Here is a 15,308-nt window from a genome sequence, read left to right as displayed (position 1 = left end):
TCCGACTCGGCGATGGGACATACCTCTAGCACGATAGGCGACAGACCTGACCGCTCGTTCCGCGCGGCTTGCCAGGCCACGACCGACTTCGTCCACGCCGTCGAGGGTTCTCGGAAGCGCTCAACCGGCAGTCGACCGACCTAACGATCCGACAGTCAGTCGTCTTCCTCGGGAGTCTCGGCGACCTCCGACTCCTCGAACTGCGACGAGTCCTCCTCCGCCTCGCCAGCACCGACGTCGCGCGGTACCGCCTTGCCCATCGCCTTCTCAGCTACCTGGCAAAGCTGCTCTCGACGGACGGCGAAGTACTCGTCGAAGTCGTCCGTCCGCAGAGGCACCGCAGGCACCAAGTGCGACATGAGCAGGTTGTCGAGATCATCGGCCGATATCTGTGCCCGCTTCTCGATGTACCGGAGGTAGACCGATGGTGCAACTCCGCCGATGGCTCGATTGGTCTGGGCAGAGATCGCGGTCTTGTTGACGATGCTCTCGCGGTGCTCGGCGTCAATGCCGTTGGCGTTGCACCACGCCTTCGGGAAGATGTGATGAATATCGACGGCCAACTCGACATACTGGACCTTATCCAAGGCCTTGTCTTCCATCCAGTCACGCGCCCCATTGCCGAGCAGAAGGGCATAAAATCCCTTGTACGCCGCAGCGTTGCGGGTGCGCAAAGAGTGAAGCCGAGATTCTACGAAAGTAGCATCCTGAACAGTGTTCGGGACCGGTGTGGCATCTGAATCGCGAGCCCACGTTGGTACCTGCTCGAGATCGCGGACGAACCTGGTCTCGATAGCAGCGCCGTACAGCTCACCCAGGATGCCGCACCAGAACCATCGAACAATGCGTTGGCGCGGACCGATCAGATCGGCCTCTTTACCCATCACAACTTTGATGACTGCGAGCGGCACAAGCTGCTTTGGATACGGCAGGAACTTGACATCGAAGATGTGTCGATCAGCCAGGAAGTTCGACGCCCAGATGAACGCCTCTCGTAACGGTCCGACCCACTCGAGATATTCGGGCAACGTCAGCTTGAGAACGTCTTCCCGCTTCGCGGACACGGCCGGCGGACGAGCACTGAAGTCGGCTTGGTTCCGCTTGAGGGTCGACAGCAGAGTGACAGCCTGCAGGAAGTCCGTATTCTCCAAGCCTGAAAGGACTGGGTATGACTCGAACTTGGCTTGGGTCTCCATCCAGTCGTCATTTAGCCGGAAGTCGGTGCCATGTTCATCAAAGTAATCCTTGTCCCCGGCGAACGTTGCGGTCAGCAACTCAAAGACGGTGAGCGTGAGACCGCCTGTGTTGACCTTCTCGAAGACTGTCGCAACGGCCGACTTGCTCGTGGAGTTGTCCAGCTCGATGGCCGGGATGTTGTAGGTATTAGCCGGCGCGAGAACAGCTTCTTGAAAGTCTGCCGCGTCATGGTTTTTGAGGCGCAGCATCCACCTCATCGCCTGGGCGCTACTGTACAGCAATCGGAGCGGAAAATAGCCAGCCTCGCGCTCCTTATCCGGATCGGAAAGATCGAGAACAACATCCTTGCCGAAATTGGTGCGAACGACCCTGTCAGCCGGCACGGAGATGACAGCTTCGTCGATTCTGTCCTCACCTTGAAGAGCAAGGCCGATGTCAACGTAGTAGCAGCGTTCAAACAACATTCCCCGACTGTCCTTCGTCGAGACAACCCCATCCCCAGTGAGGGCTTGAGTCAGTGAGGTGAGCCGCTGTTGTCCGTCCAGCAGGAGCAGCTCCGGCGCACAGCCAACGCCGGGATTCGTGCCCTCCAGCGGCTTGGGCTTGAACCTGACCTGATCGCTCCCAGTCTTCAACAGCATGACTACGCCAAGCGGGTGGCCACGAAGGATCGTGACGAGCAGAGACCGGACCCGCTCATCAGCCCATTTGAAGTCTCGCTGGAAGTCCGGCAGCTGGATCTTCCCGCTGGCGGTCCACTTCAGATAGTCGCTGAGCTCATAGAGCGGCGTCTGAAACCCCATCGCTGAATCCCTCCACGGCCGATTGTCCAGGGTGTATCCCTGACCCTGCGTCCGCTGCCGGCCGCTAGGCACCAAGCTACTCGCAGCGACCGAGAGTCTGCATCCCGTGTTCATCAAACTGCACACACGCCACAGCAGGCATAGCACCTATTCGAGGTAACCCGAGGATCACCCGTTGCCGGCGGCCGTTTAGCGGGTTAGGTCGGCGGTGAATTGGTAGGCGTCGCCTCGGTAGTCGTCTTCGGCCTGGTTGGCGACGTACTTGCGTCCGCGGGCCTGCGGCCTTTGGACGTACGGCACGGGCGTTCCGTTTGGCGGGTGTCGACTGGCCCGCCGACGAGCAGTTCTGGAACGCGGCGCTGCAGTCGCTGTTCAGCAGCCTCAGCATCAGGAACGAGGCTTCGCCCTGATCCGGTGCGACGGCTCGACGGGCAGGGGATCTCGGTCGTCCTGGGTACGGGGCCGCACTGACCGCTGGCGGACCGTTGAAGGAGATGGGCGCTGTCGTGCTGGCGTCAGCATCTGCTCCGCGCATCCGGTCTGCTGAGCGAGGCCTTCTGCGCGATGTACCTCGCTCAGCTCGGCTGGACAAGCCGACGAAGCTGTCCGCCGACCTGCCACCGCTCTTCGGGTTTCAACGGCTGAGGAGTGCTTGAGGTCATGACCTCAACGGGTCAGCGCCTTCACCTTTGCGATGCAGGCCGTCCACGCTCCGTACGTACTCCCGCTCGTAGATGACGACCCGGTTGTCGCCGAGCTCGTCCGCACGCAGGCGGACCGGATCACCGACTACGCCCTCAGCCTCGCTCGTACCTGCGGATTGACCGAACCTGTCACGATGGTCGCCGGCGGTGGCCTCGTCAGAGAACCGGACGCACCTCTGTACACCGCTCTGTGTGAGACCGCCGAGCGCCGCGGTCTCGACCTCGACCTTCGGCATACCCGGGCCGCCGCGCTCGTCGGCGTGCTCCTGGATGCGATCGCCGAGGGAGGCGCAGAACCCAGCGACGCAGTTCGGGACCGATTGACTCAGAAGCTCAGGTGATGGCTTTGTCCTGATTCTTTTGTTTGAAGTGTGGTCGCCGGAGCGCGAGGGTGGGTGGCATGGACTTCACTCATCTTGGGCGTACTGGGTTGTCGGTTAGTCGGATTGTGTTGGGGACTATGAACTTTGGGCCTCACACCGAAGTGGGGGATGCGCACGCGATCATGGATGCGGCGCATGAGAAGGGGATCAACTTCTTCGATACTGCGAACGGGTACGGGCGGGCGATCTACCCGGGGCGGACCGAGGAGATCATTGGCGAGTGGTTCGCGAAGGACCCGGGGAACCGGCACAAGACCGTGCTGGCTACCAAGGTTTACGGGGACATGGGCGATGGCTGGCCGAACGAGGGGAAGCTGTCCGCGCTGAACATTCGGCGGGCGCTTGATGCTTCGTTGAAGCGGTTGCAGACGGACTACGTCGATCTGTACCAGTTCCACCACGTGGATCGCGCCACGCCGTGGGAGGAGATCTGGCAGGCGATCGACGTTGCGATCCAGCAGGGGAAGATCCTGTACGCCGGGTCCAGCAACTTCGCCGGCTGGCACATCGCGCAGGCGCAGGAGGCGGCGGCGCGGCGGAACTACATCGGGCTGGTCAGCGAGCAGTCCATCTACAACCTGCTGGTACGGGACGTGGAGCGCGAGGTGCTGCCGGCTGCGCAGTACTACGGTCTCGGCGTGATCCCCTGGTCGCCGCTGCAAGGTGGTCTGCTCGGCGGCGTGATCCGTAAGGAGAACGAGGGCGTACGGCGGCTGGAGGGGCGCTCGAAGGAGACGCTGGAGCGTTTGCGGCCGCAGATCGAGCAGTACGAGGCGTTTGCGGACGAGCTCGGGCACGAGCCGGGTGAGCTCGCGCTCGCGTGGCTCCTGCACCAGCCGGCCGTGACCGGTCCGATCGTCGGTCCGCGGACCATGGAGCAGCTGGAGTCCGCCGTTCGTGCCGTAGACATCAAGCTCGACGAGAAGGCACTGGCGCGCCTGGACGAGATCTTCCCCGGCTACAAGACCTCCCCCGAGGACTACGCCTGGTAAGACCCATCAAGACTCCCGCCGCCGTACCCTCCGGGTGCGGCGGCGGCTTTATGTGAGCTGCTGTCCTCGGCAGCTATCCCCCGTATCGTCGTGAGTGCTGTCGGTCAGGTGCTCTGAAGCCCGAGGTGGCGACCAATGACGATCCGCGATGACGTTCTCGAGCTACTTCACAGCAATGAAGACGGGATGACGGACGCACAGCTCGCCGCGCGGCTTGGCAAGCTGCACCAGCAGATCAACTCGCGCTGCCGGCAGATGGCGACGGAGGGACTGATCGTGCGCGACACCTTCGGGGAGGTAATCGTCAACCGGCTCAGCAGCGCCGATCCAGCAGCGCCGGTTCAACACGCACCGCAGCCCTCGATCGGGCAAACGAGCGGTCCTGAACGCGGATGGCCGCATGAGTCCGCTGTCCAAGGCGCCCTCGTTGGCTGACTCGCTCGGGACGGTTGGCGCATCCTGCGTGTTGCCGACACCGAGACCCAGGAGCGAGGGACAGATGTCATCGCTGAACGAAACGGGACTCGGCTACTGGTCGAGGTGAAGGGGTATCCGGGGACGACGTACGCCCGAGGAGCCAAAGCCGGCCAGCCTAAGCCGACGCCACCGACCTTGCAGGCTTCACATTGGCTTGCGTCCGCGCTGCTCAAGGCGATGCGGATGCGTGGCGCGGACACAGATGCCCGCGTTGTGGTCGCGGTACCGGACTATCCGCGGTACCGCTCGATCCTCGGTGAGATCGAGGCAAGCCTTCGCGGTGCGGGCGTTGAGGCTTGGCTGGTGTCGGAACGCGGCGAGCCGAGCACGAGCTTCGGTGACAGGGCCCAAGGCGACGCGAGGGGCCCGCCTGATTCGGCTAGCTACGCGTGCACGGCTGTTGTTGGGAGCATGCCTATTAGGGCGTCGGCGGCTAGGGAGGCGGCGGGGCCTGTGGGGACGGCTACTGAGACCTGCCAGTCGGAGGCTGTGCCGGGGGCTAGCGGGACGGTGATGTGGTCGCCTCGTTTGGCGGCGATGCGTTCGGGGACCAGGGCGACGCCTAGGTCGTGGGCGACGAGTGCGAGGAGGGTGTGTACGTCGTTCACCTCGATCGTGACCGGGTGTGCGACGCCGGCCGTGGCGAAGGCGCTGTCGGAGATCGAGCGGGCGCCCCAGGTCGGGTCGAAGTCGACGAACGACTCCCCCGCCAGGTCGTCGAGCGTGACGGCGGACGCCTTCGCCAGGCGGTGGTCGGGTGAGCAGACGAGGACCATCGACTCGCGGGACAGCGGGCGCAGGTCGAGTCCGTCGACCGGGTCGCCGGCGGTCGCGACGAACGCGACGTCGAGGCGGCCCGAGGCGAGTTCGTCGAGCATCGGAGTGGAGCCCGCCTGGCGGACCTCGATCTCGACTCCTGGATACGCCGAACGGAACTTGGCGAGCAGCGCCGGGACGTCGACCACGCCGAGGCATTGCTCCAGCCCGACGGTGAGGTGACCGCGAAGCAGGCCCTGTACGGCGGCGACCGCGTCCTTGGCGGCTTCGGCGGCGGCGAGCGTACGGCGACCCTCGCAGAGCAGGGCGCGCCCCGCCTCGGTGAGCTCCACGCTCCGGGTGTTCCGTACGAACAGAGATGCCCGCAGCTCCCGCTCCAGCGCCCGGATCGAGGCGGACAAGCCCGACTGTGAGATCGACATCGCCTCGGCCGCCCGCGTGAAGTGCTTCTGCTCAGCGACCGCGACGAAGTGCTCCAAGTGCCTCAGCTCCATGACTAAGAACTGTAGTCGATCGAACCACACCGATTCTGCGGCCCTGCATGTTGGCGCAGACAGGTAGCCCGTCGGAGCGGACCGCCCGGCCATCTCAATGCGCCCTGCGGCACGCGGTTCAGGCGGCGAACGGCGCCGGCCGGGCGATTGTGATGGCGTGGCCGTCCGCCTTCGGTTGGGCCGCGGACCTGCACCACTCAGTAAGTCGGATCAGACTCCGCGGTTCACCCGGTCGCCACGCTCAGCCAGCCGATAGGAGCGCAAAGAGGTTTGGGTTAGTGAGTGGTGGGTGTCCGGGACCGGGTTCGATGAGGCTTGGGTCGATATCCACAGGTTCAAAGAGGTGTGTTCGCTGCGTCGTCGAACGAATACTTTCCCCGGCATGAAAGATCCCTTGGCGGACAAGGTCCGCGATCCCCGGGCAGAGACCAACATGGCGCTGCACCTCACTGCCAACGAACTCGGCGTGCCGCGCCGTCACCAGCAGGTTGTCGCGCCGTGGCAGCGGAGCTTCAACGAAGCCGGAAACGCTGACGATCTGGCACGTGTCGAAGTCGCCGCGTGTCTGTTCGGCGAGGGCCACGACGATGAGGCGAGAGCCGAACTGGCCGCGGTCATGGCCAACAAACGCTTCTACAGCTTGGAGTGGCTCCGTGCTGCCGAGCTTCTCGAAGAGGTGGGACAGGAGGAAGAGGCGCTTTACTGGTACGACGTGGCTACCGACCGCATGACTGCTGAAGAGGCCTCCCGCTCCCGGAGGCTGCAGCAGTTGGCGACCGGCCGGCGGCGGGTGAAGTGGGCGCTGGGGATGCCTCTCGACTACATCGATCTGCTGGGAGCGATGGGCGGCGACGAGGCTTGGGACCGAGAGTCCGAGCTGCGTGAGCTGCTGCGAGATCCAGTAGTCATCGACGGGCAGTTGCAGGTGTGGGAACGCAGCGAGTTCGATACGAACGTGCCGTGGCGCAATCGCTTCATCGGCAACGACCCCGATGCGTACTACCGAAGGGCTGAGCGGGTGCTCCGTGTGGAGGACCAGCGGGCAACGATCGCTACCTGGACGTACGGAGGCGTGCTGAACTGTCTTGAAGACGAACGATTCGACGGCCTGTCGGTCCCTGACGGCAGACGAGTTGGCTGGCCGCCTTCGCGTAACGAGCCGTGCTGGTGCGGATCCGGCGTCAAGTACAAGAAGTGCTGCGGCGGAGCGCTGCCGGCAGTCGAGCCCGTACCGGCACCTGGGGATTCCACTGGGTAGGGTGTCGCGCATGGCGGATGAGGAGTTTCGGGTTGAGGTCGTACTGAGGGACGAGGGGCATCGGCTCACGTTCTGGGATCGGTTGCGGGCGTTGGATCTGGATGACGATGCGCAGAAGCGGCTTGGGAGTCAGGTGACGGTTACCCGCGACGGGGATCGGATGCTGATGTACACGCACACGCTCGAGGACGCCCAGGAGGCGGAGCGTACGGCCAAGGAGCTGGTTGCCGCCGAGCGGCTCGAGGCGACGTCGACCATTACGCGTTGGAATGCTGCCGAGCAGGACTGGACCGACCCGAGTGTTCCGGTCGGCCCGCACGACGCGGCTGGGGACGCTGCCAAGAACGCGGACATGGAGGTTCCGGACCCGCGGTATGTCGTACTGCAAGCCTACAAGCCCGAATTCCTCCGGGACCTCGGCCTTTAGATCGTCAGCTCGCGATCTTCAGGGCGGTGAAGCGGGCGGAGAGGTCTTCGATCCATTCGGGTGGGGTTCGGTGGTCGGGTAGTGGGACGCCGGCTTCGCTGCGCCAGAGAGCGTCGCCCAGGGCGGTGCGTAGGTGCCACGCCATTACGCGTTCGGGATCCAGCGTGTGGCCGGTGTACTCACCGTAGTGGTGCATGGTCGCCGTGACGAGCTCGACGCAGGGGCCCGTTCCGGGGAGCGCGCGGAGATCGTACTCCGGGTCGGCGAGGCCTGCCGTTTCGAGGTCGACGACCGCGCGGAGCTCGTCGCCGTACCAGATCTGGTTCCCGCCGTGCAGGTCAGCGTGGACGAGTACCGGCGGGCGCGGCGTTGACAGCACCTCGTCGGTCCAGTCGCACCAGCGGAGCACCGTGGCGCGCTGCGCCGGCCGGGCCCAGACACCGAACCGCTCGCGCAACGTGTCGGTCGTCGCGGGCTGGAGAGGCGCCGGCGGTACGTCGCCCACTCGGTCGAGCGACCGGTGCAGCGACCCGAGGAACTGCGCGAGCTGACGACCGGCCCGGTCCCGGTCGATCGAGTCGACTACCTCGAACAGCGTCCTGCCCGGAACGAGCTCGGTCACCAGCAAGACCGGATCGGTGCTGCTCGCAACCAGTGTCGGCAGGAACGGTACCGCCGGTTCGCGGCTCAGCGCCTCGAGTACGTCGATCTCGTGCGCGAGCCGGAGCGCCGCGGGGCGGGACCAGGCGAACTTGACGAAGTACCGGTTGCCGAGGAGCGCGCTGGAGGACCACCACATCGGCTCGTCCTTGTTGACCAGTTCGCGGGCGACGATCGGAAGATCGCTCAGCTCGGGTGCGACCCGACGTACTGCCTCGGCGATCGCTGCCGGCGAATACTCGTCTAGCCACCGCATGTGCCTAGTCTGGCAGGCATGGATGTCGCGTTGAGGCCCGTGATGGAGGACGACCTGCCGCTGCTCCAGCGGTTCGCGGTCGAGCCATGGCTGATCGGGCTGGACTGGAACGGGTACCGCGACCCGCAGGCGCCCGTACGGCGGTACGCCGAGGACGGGTTCCTCGGGAAGGACGACGGGCGGCTGATCGTGAGTACCAGCTCCGAGACGGCGGGGTTCGTCAGCTGGCGGTCCGGGACGTTCGACGGGCGGACGCCGTACTGGGAGATCGGGATCGCGCTGCTGCCGGAGTACCGCGGGCGCGGGATCGGGTGGCGGGCGCAGGCGATGCTGACGACGTACCTGTTCGAGCACACGCCGGTGCAGCGGATCCAGGCCGCGACACATCCGGAGAACATCGCGGAGCAGAAAGCCTTGGAAAAGGCGGGTTTCCGGCTCGAAGGCGTGATCCGCGGGTGCGAGTTCCGGGCCGGGCAGCTCCGCGACGGATACCTGTACAGCCGGCTGCGCGCCGATCCGGAACCCGAACTCGGCAACGGTTCGGTGACGGAGAGCAGTTAAGACCCGGCGGAGGAACCATTGCGGATTAGTCTCGGCGGGTCGCTGCGCGCTTACCGGGCGTGGTTCTGCGACGCTGAAAAAGCTGAGGAGAGGGGAATCCGTGTCTCGTCGACGTGGTCTCGTTGCCGCCGCGGTCGTACTGTCGTTCGTCCTGGCCGGCTGCTCGGACGTGGCCGCGAGTGAGACGACGCCCTCCCCCACGCAGGCGAAGAGCAGCACACCTCCGGCCACGACGGCAACCCCGAAGCCGACGCCCACGGTGAAGCCGAAGCCCAAGGTGAAGCAGAAGCCGGAGTACTACGCGTTCCGGGTCGAACGGCAGCTCGACAAGCTCGGGTACCCGGTCGGCGACATCGACGGCGACATCACGGCGCGCGCCAAGCAGGCGTTGTGCGCGTGGCGCGAGACCCACGGGATGCCGGTCAGCCGGGTGGGCCTGACGCTGAACGACGCGTACTCGGTTCTCAACGCAACGAGTCGCCCCGCGCCGACCCGCGAGCCCGGGATCTACGTGAACAAGACCTGCCAGATCCTCTACCAAATCGTTGGCAAGACCTACAAGCGGATCGTCTGGATCTCGACCGGCGGCCCCGGCCACGAGACGCCGAACCGGATCGGGAAAGTCTGGCGCAAGTGGGCCGGCGCGCATGAGAGCAGCCTGTACGAGGACGCGTACATGTACGACTCGCTCTACTTCCTGAGGGACCGGCCCGGGATCGCGCTGCACGGGTCCCGCGTGAACTCCCTCGTGAAGCCGTACCCGGACAGCCACCGCTGCGTCCGCGTCATGCGTCCCGAAATCCACCAGATCTTCGAAGACACCCCGATCGGGACGAAGGTCCAGATCTACGGCGAGTACTAGGTACGACGCTCGTAGCGGCTACCAGGTGAAGTCTTCGGGCTTCTTTTCGGATTCGGTCCTGATGGCGTGCAGGTCGGTTGCGAAGAGTTTGGTGAGGCCACAGTTGAGGCAGACGACGGCGGCCAAGCGTGAGAGTGGGTGGGTCCAGACGGCTCGGTCGGTGGGGTGGATGCCTACCGCATATTGGCTCACGACATCCAGGTTGCCTACTTGCCGGCCGCCGCAGTTCTCGCAGGGAGGCAGGGTCGAAGCGGGTTGGTTCATGTCATATGCCTATCATCGCCGGCAACTTTCCGGGTGGCGGTTGTATCAAGGTTGGCGTGAAGACCAAATCCCTGAGCGCGGCCGCACTGCTGGTCGCGGGCTTGTCCCTGACGGCGACCTCGGCGCCCGCCCACGCGGCCGGACCGTGCACGATGGCGACCGGATCGATCACGAGTGCCGGTGACTTCGCGGCGACGAACATCACCGCCTCGACGCCGCCAGCGGCGAAGTACGCCGATGTCATGCACCAGTTCACCGCCGGTGCCGCGCGGTTGAGCTCCAGTTGGCTCTGGGGACCGACGCCGAGCGGATCGGCCAGGACGGCGTACGTCGTACTCGGCTCGACGCTGTACCTGTCGACCTGGCTGTACAGCGAGGAGACCCATCAGGAGACGCTGAGCCTCGACAAGGTCGGTGGCGGCTGGGACAGGTTCACGTACGTCGAGCAGTCGTACTACGGCACCGCGCCCACGGCCCGTTCGGCGCAGTACGGCCTGCGCAACGACGGCGTACTGTTCCGCTGGACCAACGGCTGGCGGACCGTCGCCTCAGCGCCCGGCTTCGCGTCGGTCAAGGCGATGACGCTGATCAGCGAGACGAAGACGTACGACACCTTCCTCGCGACAACGCACGGCGGCGCGCTGTACACGATCCGCATCCCGGCAACCGCTCCGATGAAGCCGATCGTCAAGAAGGTCCGCACGTCAACCTGGCAGGGTTTCGAGACTCTGGTCGCGGAGCGATGCGGGACGCAGAGCACTCTGCTCACAGCCATCGACAAGGACACCAGAACGGCTTACCTGTACGCCGTCAGCCACGCAACCGGCGCCACCACTGTCATCAACGGCCTCGGCAAACTGCCCGCCACGTTCAACGACCCGGTCTATTCCCTCTACACAACCGACAACGTCCCACCGCTCTTCGGCGAGTAAGCGGAACGTCGAGCCGGTCTCCTGGGCGAGACCGGCTCGACGTTCGAGCTGCCCTAGACGGGGATCTTCCACTTCTGGGGATCGAGGCCGTTGCAGTCGTAGATCTGCAACTTGGTTCCGTCTGCGGTCGCGCCGCTGGGACTGTCGAGGCAGCGGCCGGACTGTGGGTTCAGCAGGGAACCGTTCGGCTGGGGCTGCCAGATCTGCCCGCCGGCGGAGCCGCAGTCCCAGAGCTGGACCTTGGTGAAGTTCGCCGTACCGTTGCCGACGATGTCCAGGCACTTGCCGAAGGCACGGATCTTGCCATCGGTCGACATCGACCACTGCTGCCCGGGTACGCCGTTGCAGGTCCACAGCTGTACGGCGTTCCCACTCGTCGGCCTGTTGGTGTCGACGTCCACGCATTTGCCCGCCGCGGCCGGTCCCGTGATCGGTCCGGTCGGTGCGCCCGGCAGATTCCACTTCTGCGGATCGAGGCCGTTGCAGTCGTAGATCTGCAGCTTGGTCCCGTCGGCGGTCGCGCCGCCGGGGCTGTCGAGGCAGCGGCCGGACTGCGGGTTGAGGAGCGAGCCATTGGCTTGTGGACGCCATTGCTGACCGCCAGCGGGACCGCAGTCCCAGAGCTGGACCTTGGTGAGGTTCGCCGTACCGTTTCCGACGATGTCGAGGCACTTGCCGAACGCTCGGACCGTTCCGTCAGCCATGATCGTCCACTGTTGACCAGGTACGCCGCTGCAGGTGTACAACTGAGCCGCGTTGCCGTTGACCGCCGTGTTGTGGTCGACGTCAAGGCACTTGCCGGCGGCCGCGGGGCCGGTGATCGCGCCGGTCGGGCCGCCGACGACGCCGGTGCCGAAGCGCACCTGGCACTGGTTCCCGGTACCGAGCCACGTCGCCGCGAGATAGAGGAACGACGTGCCGTCGATCGACGGAACGATCGGCGAACTGTACCCCGGGCAGCTCGGAACACCGGACGCGTAACCGCCCGTCGGGTTGACGTTGACGGGTGCCTCCAGCTCCGTCCAGCTTCCGGAGCCGAGCGAGGTGTTTGCCAACAGCACCGATCCGGATTCGGCCATCACCGCCTTGTTTCCGGTCGGACCGGTGACCACGCGTTGCCCGGACAGCAGCAACGTGCCGTTCGGTCCGCCGCCAGGGATCCAGGCAACGTACGGAGTATGCAGCAGGTGCCGGCCGTCGCTGGTCTGGGCGAGTGTGCCGGGGCTGTCGGTCGGTGACCAGTTGAGGCCGTCCGGACTGGTCTTGAGGTAGACCTCGCAGGCGTGGTCGGCGTCGGTCGCGTCGCGGCACAGCTCGTACGACATGACGAACTGACCGTTGGGCAGGGCGGTGACGATCGACATTCCGGGGCGTGCGAGGTTATCGGCCGGGAACGCGACGTCCGGGGTGATGTTCGCACTCCAGGTCGCGCCACCGTCGGTCGAGGTGTAGTGGCCGATGATCTGGTTGTTGGTGGGCGAGCCGGCCGGGCGCTCGTCGGAGATGAAACAGGCCAGGGTGTTGTTCGGCGCGAGCAGGAACCACGGCTCCCAGATGCCGGCGCCGATGGTGTTCGGGAGACCGCTGGTCTGAGTGCAGTTGGACAGGTACTGCCAGCTGGCACCGTGGTCGGTGCTCTTGAACACCTCGATCTTCTGCGCGGTGAAGTTGCCCTCCACCCAGGCGGTGCCGGCGGCGAGCAGGTCGCCCGCGTTCAGGCCGTTCGCGGTCCGCGGAACCTCGTAGATCACCGGCGCGCCGAGGCCCCAGCCGCTCGTGTGCGAGGTGATCGTGCTGATCGGGTTCGCGCCGAAGGTCGCGCCGCCGTCGGTACTGCGGAACACCGGGAAGCTGCTCGGTCCGGATTCGTTGCGCCGGGCAAAGGTGGCGAGGACCGTGTGGCCGGCGTTGCCGTCGTGGTCGAGACGGATCGCGCGCGGGTAGCTGGCGTCGGCGTTGGGATAGGTGGACAGGTTCGGGCTGTAGAGCAGGTTGCCCGGCGGTGCGGCGGTCGCCGGAACGGAGCCCGGGGCAACGATCAGCGCGGCGACGATCAGACTGAAGATTGTCAACAATCTGCGGATGGACATGGAACCTCCTCGGACGAAAGGCGGGAGTTCGAGAAGTGCTGGGCAGCGCAGGAACGCAGGCCCGGGTCGGTACTTGGAGCCCTGGGTCGGTACCGGAGCTCTGGGTCGGTACTGGAGCTCTGGATCAGTACCAGAGCTCCCGGTCGCTACCAGAGCTCCGGCTCGGCACCGCAGCCCCGGATCAGTACCAGAGATGCGGATCGACACCGGCAGGTGCAGGTCGGTATCGGAGGGGTAGGTCAGGATGGATCGTCGGCAATCGTGATGTCGACAAACGTGCGAGCGACGACGGTGCCGGCCGGGTCGGTGATCCAGAGGTTCAGGCGACCGGGTTGCAGCCCGGTGATCTCGATCGGGTCGGTCACGGTGAACGGCTTGGCGTCCACGGGTGCCGATCCTGAAGACCAGTGCAAGGTGCCGAGCAGTGGTTCGGCGCCGTGGTGCGAGACGCGGACCGGGATCGACGCCGAGTCATCAGCGAGTACGAGGTCCCGGCCGGGTCTTTCCGGGGTTATGTCGACGATCAGGACGGTCTCGGCGTGGACGTCGGACGGGATCACACCGCCGAGGTCCTTGGTCCGGCGGTCGTAGGTGTAGATGCCGACGGTTTCGTGCTCGATGTCGTACAGCTCGGTGTAGATGTAGCCGGCGTTCCGCGGGTGCCGGCGAAGCTCCTGGGTCTGCCAACGCAGGTGCCACCCGCGCTCCACACTCGTCGACCCGCCGCCGTACTCGCCGTTCAGCTGCACCTTGTCCGTACCGTCGAACCCAGGTGCCGCAATCGCCTTCTCCGCGACGAACTCCGGCCCGAGGCGAACCGGGAACCGGCCGTCCGACGTGTTGACCAGCCGGTCGACGATCGCGGCCCACGATCCGACGTTCTCGTCGTAGTAGTGCCAGTCGACCAGATCGGTCTCGACGTGCGCCCACCCCGAGTTGTCGACAATCGGACGAGTCGGATCCGCGTCCTTGATGATCCGGTACGTCCGCCGTACCGCGTCCTGCTTGGCCGGATCACCCGGGACGTCCCAGTCCAGGCCCCACTCCTCGTTGTACCCACCCCAGATCACGATGCTCGGATGGTTGCCGTCCCGCGCGACCATCCCGGCCGCGACCTCCTCGAACGCCGCGACGGCATCGGCCCGGAACCGCCCGGTCGACGGCGGCTCCGCCCACACGAGCATGCCGAGCCGGTCGGCCCAGTACAGCCAGCGCGGGTCCTCGAGCTTGATGTGCTTGCGTACCAGATTGAACCCGGCCGCCCGCGCGAGCTCCAGGTCCCGGCGCAAGGCCTCGTCGCTCGGTGCCGCGTGCCCACCCGTCGGCCAGAACCCCTGGTCGAGAACGCCCCGGACGTACGTCGGTACGCCGTTCAGCACGAGTGTGCTGCCCTGCCACTCGATCGTCCGCAGGCCGGTGTACCCGCGAACCGTGTCAGCGCCGGCGGTCACGATCACGTCGTACAGATGAGGATTGTCAACAGTCCACAATCGCGGCTCGTCGATCGGCAGTGTCACGGTCCCCGGCCATTCCTCGTACTCGCGGATCAGCACGCCCGGGATCTCGATGCGCACCGGCGACGGGCCGGCCATCGTGATCTCGATACTGTCGGCAGTCGGACGGAGTTCGAGCTTCGAGATGTACTCGGCCGGCCGCGGCTCGAGCCAGACGGTCTGCCAGATCCCGCTCGACGGGGTGAAGGCGCAGCCGTCGTAGTCGTCGGCCGGCATGCTGCGTTGCTTGCCGTGCGGGATGAACCGCTTGTCGGTCGGCGCATCGACCCGTACGACCAGCTCGCCGGCGCCGGTCCGGTCCAGCAGGTCGGTGATGTCGGCCTCGAACGGCAGGTACCCACCGGTGTGCTCGACGGCGAGTACACCGTTCACCCAGACCGTCGCCTGATGGTGAACGGCACCGAAGTGCAGAATGGTCCGCTCCGACGCCCAGTCGTCCGGGCGCGCGATCTGCCGTCGGTACCAGGCCGTCGGCAGCCAGTGCGCGACCACTCCGGAGTCGGGATGCTCCCACGGGAACGGTACGACGACGGTCTCGGTGAATCGGTCGGGCTCGCGGGCGAATTCCCACTCGCCGTTGAGGTTCAGCCAGCGAGACGAACGGTCGAAGTGCGGCCGAGGGTACTCAGGACGTGGTGTGTTCACAGTCTTCTCCAT

Annotated in this window: 13 protein-coding genes; 8 read left to right on the top strand and 5 right to left on the bottom strand. The window is 65.6% G+C overall.

Translation table 11 applies throughout. The annotated features are described in order from the left end of the window. Positions 1 to 155: 155 nt before the first annotated feature. Complete coding sequence (locus ACZ5BU_RS20925; RefSeq protein WP_465701178.1) at positions 156 to 2,000, bottom strand: GmrSD restriction endonuclease domain-containing protein; 1,845 nt, start codon at positions 1,998 to 2,000, stop codon at positions 156 to 158. 694 nt (positions 2,001 to 2,694) lie between these two features. Between ACZ5BU_RS20925 and ACZ5BU_RS20920 the strand changes: the two genes are divergently transcribed. The 3 genes from ACZ5BU_RS20920 to ACZ5BU_RS20910 all read left to right on the top strand — a co-directional run bounded on the left by ACZ5BU_RS20920 (position 2,695) and on the right by ACZ5BU_RS20910 (position 4,514). Further along, positions 2,695 to 3,045: a hypothetical protein gene (locus tag ACZ5BU_RS20920; RefSeq protein ID WP_465701177.1), complete on the top strand. Its 351-nt coding sequence runs from the start codon at positions 2,695 to 2,697 to the stop codon at positions 3,043 to 3,045. A gap of 59 nt (positions 3,046 to 3,104) precedes the next feature. Then, on the top strand, positions 3,105 to 4,079 hold the full coding sequence (locus ACZ5BU_RS20915; RefSeq protein ID WP_465701175.1) for an aldo/keto reductase: 975 nt from the start codon (positions 3,105 to 3,107) through the stop codon (positions 4,077 to 4,079). Between the two features lie 135 nt (positions 4,080 to 4,214). Beyond that, entirely contained in the window at positions 4,215 to 4,514 is a 300-nt protein-coding gene (locus ACZ5BU_RS20910; RefSeq protein ID WP_465701173.1) for a hypothetical protein, read from the top strand. 425 nt (positions 4,515 to 4,939) lie between these two features. Here ACZ5BU_RS20910 and ACZ5BU_RS20905 read toward each other — a convergent pair whose 3' ends face one another. Beyond that, positions 4,940 to 5,827 (bottom strand): LysR family transcriptional regulator, encoded by an 888-nt coding sequence (locus ACZ5BU_RS20905; RefSeq protein ID WP_465701171.1) that lies wholly within the window; start codon positions 5,825 to 5,827, stop codon positions 4,940 to 4,942. 382 nt (positions 5,828 to 6,209) lie between these two features. Here ACZ5BU_RS20905 and ACZ5BU_RS20900 point away from each other — a divergent pair, with 382 nt between their 5' ends. Together ACZ5BU_RS20900 and ACZ5BU_RS20895 are read left to right on the top strand one after the other, a co-directional pair. Then, the gene (locus ACZ5BU_RS20900; RefSeq protein ID WP_465701169.1) at positions 6,210 to 7,085 is read left to right on the top strand and encodes an SEC-C metal-binding domain-containing protein; all 876 of its coding nucleotides are present in this window, start codon (positions 6,210 to 6,212) and stop codon (positions 7,083 to 7,085) included. Between the two features lie 10 nt (positions 7,086 to 7,095). Beyond that, positions 7,096 to 7,512, top strand: a complete 417-nt coding sequence (locus ACZ5BU_RS20895) for a hypothetical protein (protein ID WP_465701168.1) — start codon at positions 7,096 to 7,098, stop codon at positions 7,510 to 7,512. A gap of 4 nt (positions 7,513 to 7,516) precedes the next feature. Here ACZ5BU_RS20895 and ACZ5BU_RS20890 read toward each other — a convergent pair whose 3' ends face one another. Beyond that, complete coding sequence (locus ACZ5BU_RS20890) at positions 7,517 to 8,428, bottom strand: phosphotransferase family protein (RefSeq protein ID WP_465701166.1); 912 nt, start codon at positions 8,426 to 8,428, stop codon at positions 7,517 to 7,519. Positions 8,429 to 8,446: 18 nt separating this feature from the next. On the opposite strand from ACZ5BU_RS20890, the gene ACZ5BU_RS20885 reads away from it, so the two are divergent. The 3 genes from ACZ5BU_RS20885 to ACZ5BU_RS20875 all read left to right on the top strand — a co-directional run bounded on the left by ACZ5BU_RS20885 (position 8,447) and on the right by ACZ5BU_RS20875 (position 11,047). Then, positions 8,447 to 8,989, top strand: coding sequence for a GNAT family N-acetyltransferase (locus ACZ5BU_RS20885; RefSeq protein ID WP_465701165.1), 543 nt, complete (start codon positions 8,447 to 8,449; stop codon positions 8,987 to 8,989). A 100-nt stretch (positions 8,990 to 9,089) separates the two neighbouring features. After that, complete coding sequence (locus ACZ5BU_RS20880; RefSeq protein ID WP_465701163.1) at positions 9,090 to 9,851, top strand: L,D-transpeptidase family protein; 762 nt, start codon at positions 9,090 to 9,092, stop codon at positions 9,849 to 9,851. 320 nt (positions 9,852 to 10,171) lie between these two features. Then, positions 10,172 to 11,047: a hypothetical protein gene (locus ACZ5BU_RS20875; protein ID WP_465701161.1), complete on the top strand. Its 876-nt coding sequence runs from the start codon at positions 10,172 to 10,174 to the stop codon at positions 11,045 to 11,047. 53 nt (positions 11,048 to 11,100) lie between these two features. Here ACZ5BU_RS20875 and ACZ5BU_RS20870 read toward each other — a convergent pair whose 3' ends face one another. Further along, a complete protein-coding gene (locus ACZ5BU_RS20870) occupies positions 11,101 to 13,137 on the bottom strand; it encodes a ricin-type beta-trefoil lectin domain protein (protein ID WP_465701160.1) in 2,037 nt (678 codons plus the stop codon). Between the two features lie 239 nt (positions 13,138 to 13,376). Further along, positions 13,377 to 15,296 carry a glycoside hydrolase family 2 protein gene (locus ACZ5BU_RS20865; protein WP_465701158.1) on the bottom strand — a complete coding sequence of 640 codons (1,920 nt, stop codon included), beginning with the start codon at positions 15,294 to 15,296 and terminating at the stop codon, positions 13,377 to 13,379. Between the last annotated feature and the right edge of the window lie 12 nt (positions 15,297 to 15,308).

The sequence above is a fragment of the Kribbella sp. NPDC031520 genome, assembly GCF_055580825.1.
Note: the sequence above shows the minus strand (reverse complement) of the source record. Positions and strands in the feature narration are given on the sequence as shown.

Coding starts and splice junctions, on each gene's coding strand:
- ACZ5BU_RS20925 (WP_465701178.1), bottom strand. CDS start 2,000: ATGGGGTTTCAGACGCCGCTCTATGAGCTCAGCGACTATCTGAAGTGG.
- ACZ5BU_RS20920 (WP_465701177.1), top strand. CDS start 2,695: ATGCAGGCCGTCCACGCTCCGTACGTACTCCCGCTCGTAGATGACGAC.
- ACZ5BU_RS20915 (WP_465701175.1), top strand. CDS start 3,105: ATGGACTTCACTCATCTTGGGCGTACTGGGTTGTCGGTTAGTCGGATT.
- ACZ5BU_RS20910 (WP_465701173.1), top strand. CDS start 4,215: ATGACGATCCGCGATGACGTTCTCGAGCTACTTCACAGCAATGAAGAC.
- ACZ5BU_RS20905 (WP_465701171.1), bottom strand. CDS start 5,827: ATGGAGCTGAGGCACTTGGAGCACTTCGTCGCGGTCGCTGAGCAGAAG.
- ACZ5BU_RS20900 (WP_465701169.1), top strand. CDS start 6,210: ATGAAAGATCCCTTGGCGGACAAGGTCCGCGATCCCCGGGCAGAGACC.
- ACZ5BU_RS20895 (WP_465701168.1), top strand. CDS start 7,096: ATGGCGGATGAGGAGTTTCGGGTTGAGGTCGTACTGAGGGACGAGGGG.
- ACZ5BU_RS20890 (WP_465701166.1), bottom strand. CDS start 8,428: ATGCGGTGGCTAGACGAGTATTCGCCGGCAGCGATCGCCGAGGCAGTA.
- ACZ5BU_RS20885 (WP_465701165.1), top strand. CDS start 8,447: ATGGATGTCGCGTTGAGGCCCGTGATGGAGGACGACCTGCCGCTGCTC.
- ACZ5BU_RS20870 (WP_465701160.1), bottom strand. CDS start 13,137: ATGTCCATCCGCAGATTGTTGACAATCTTCAGTCTGATCGTCGCCGCG.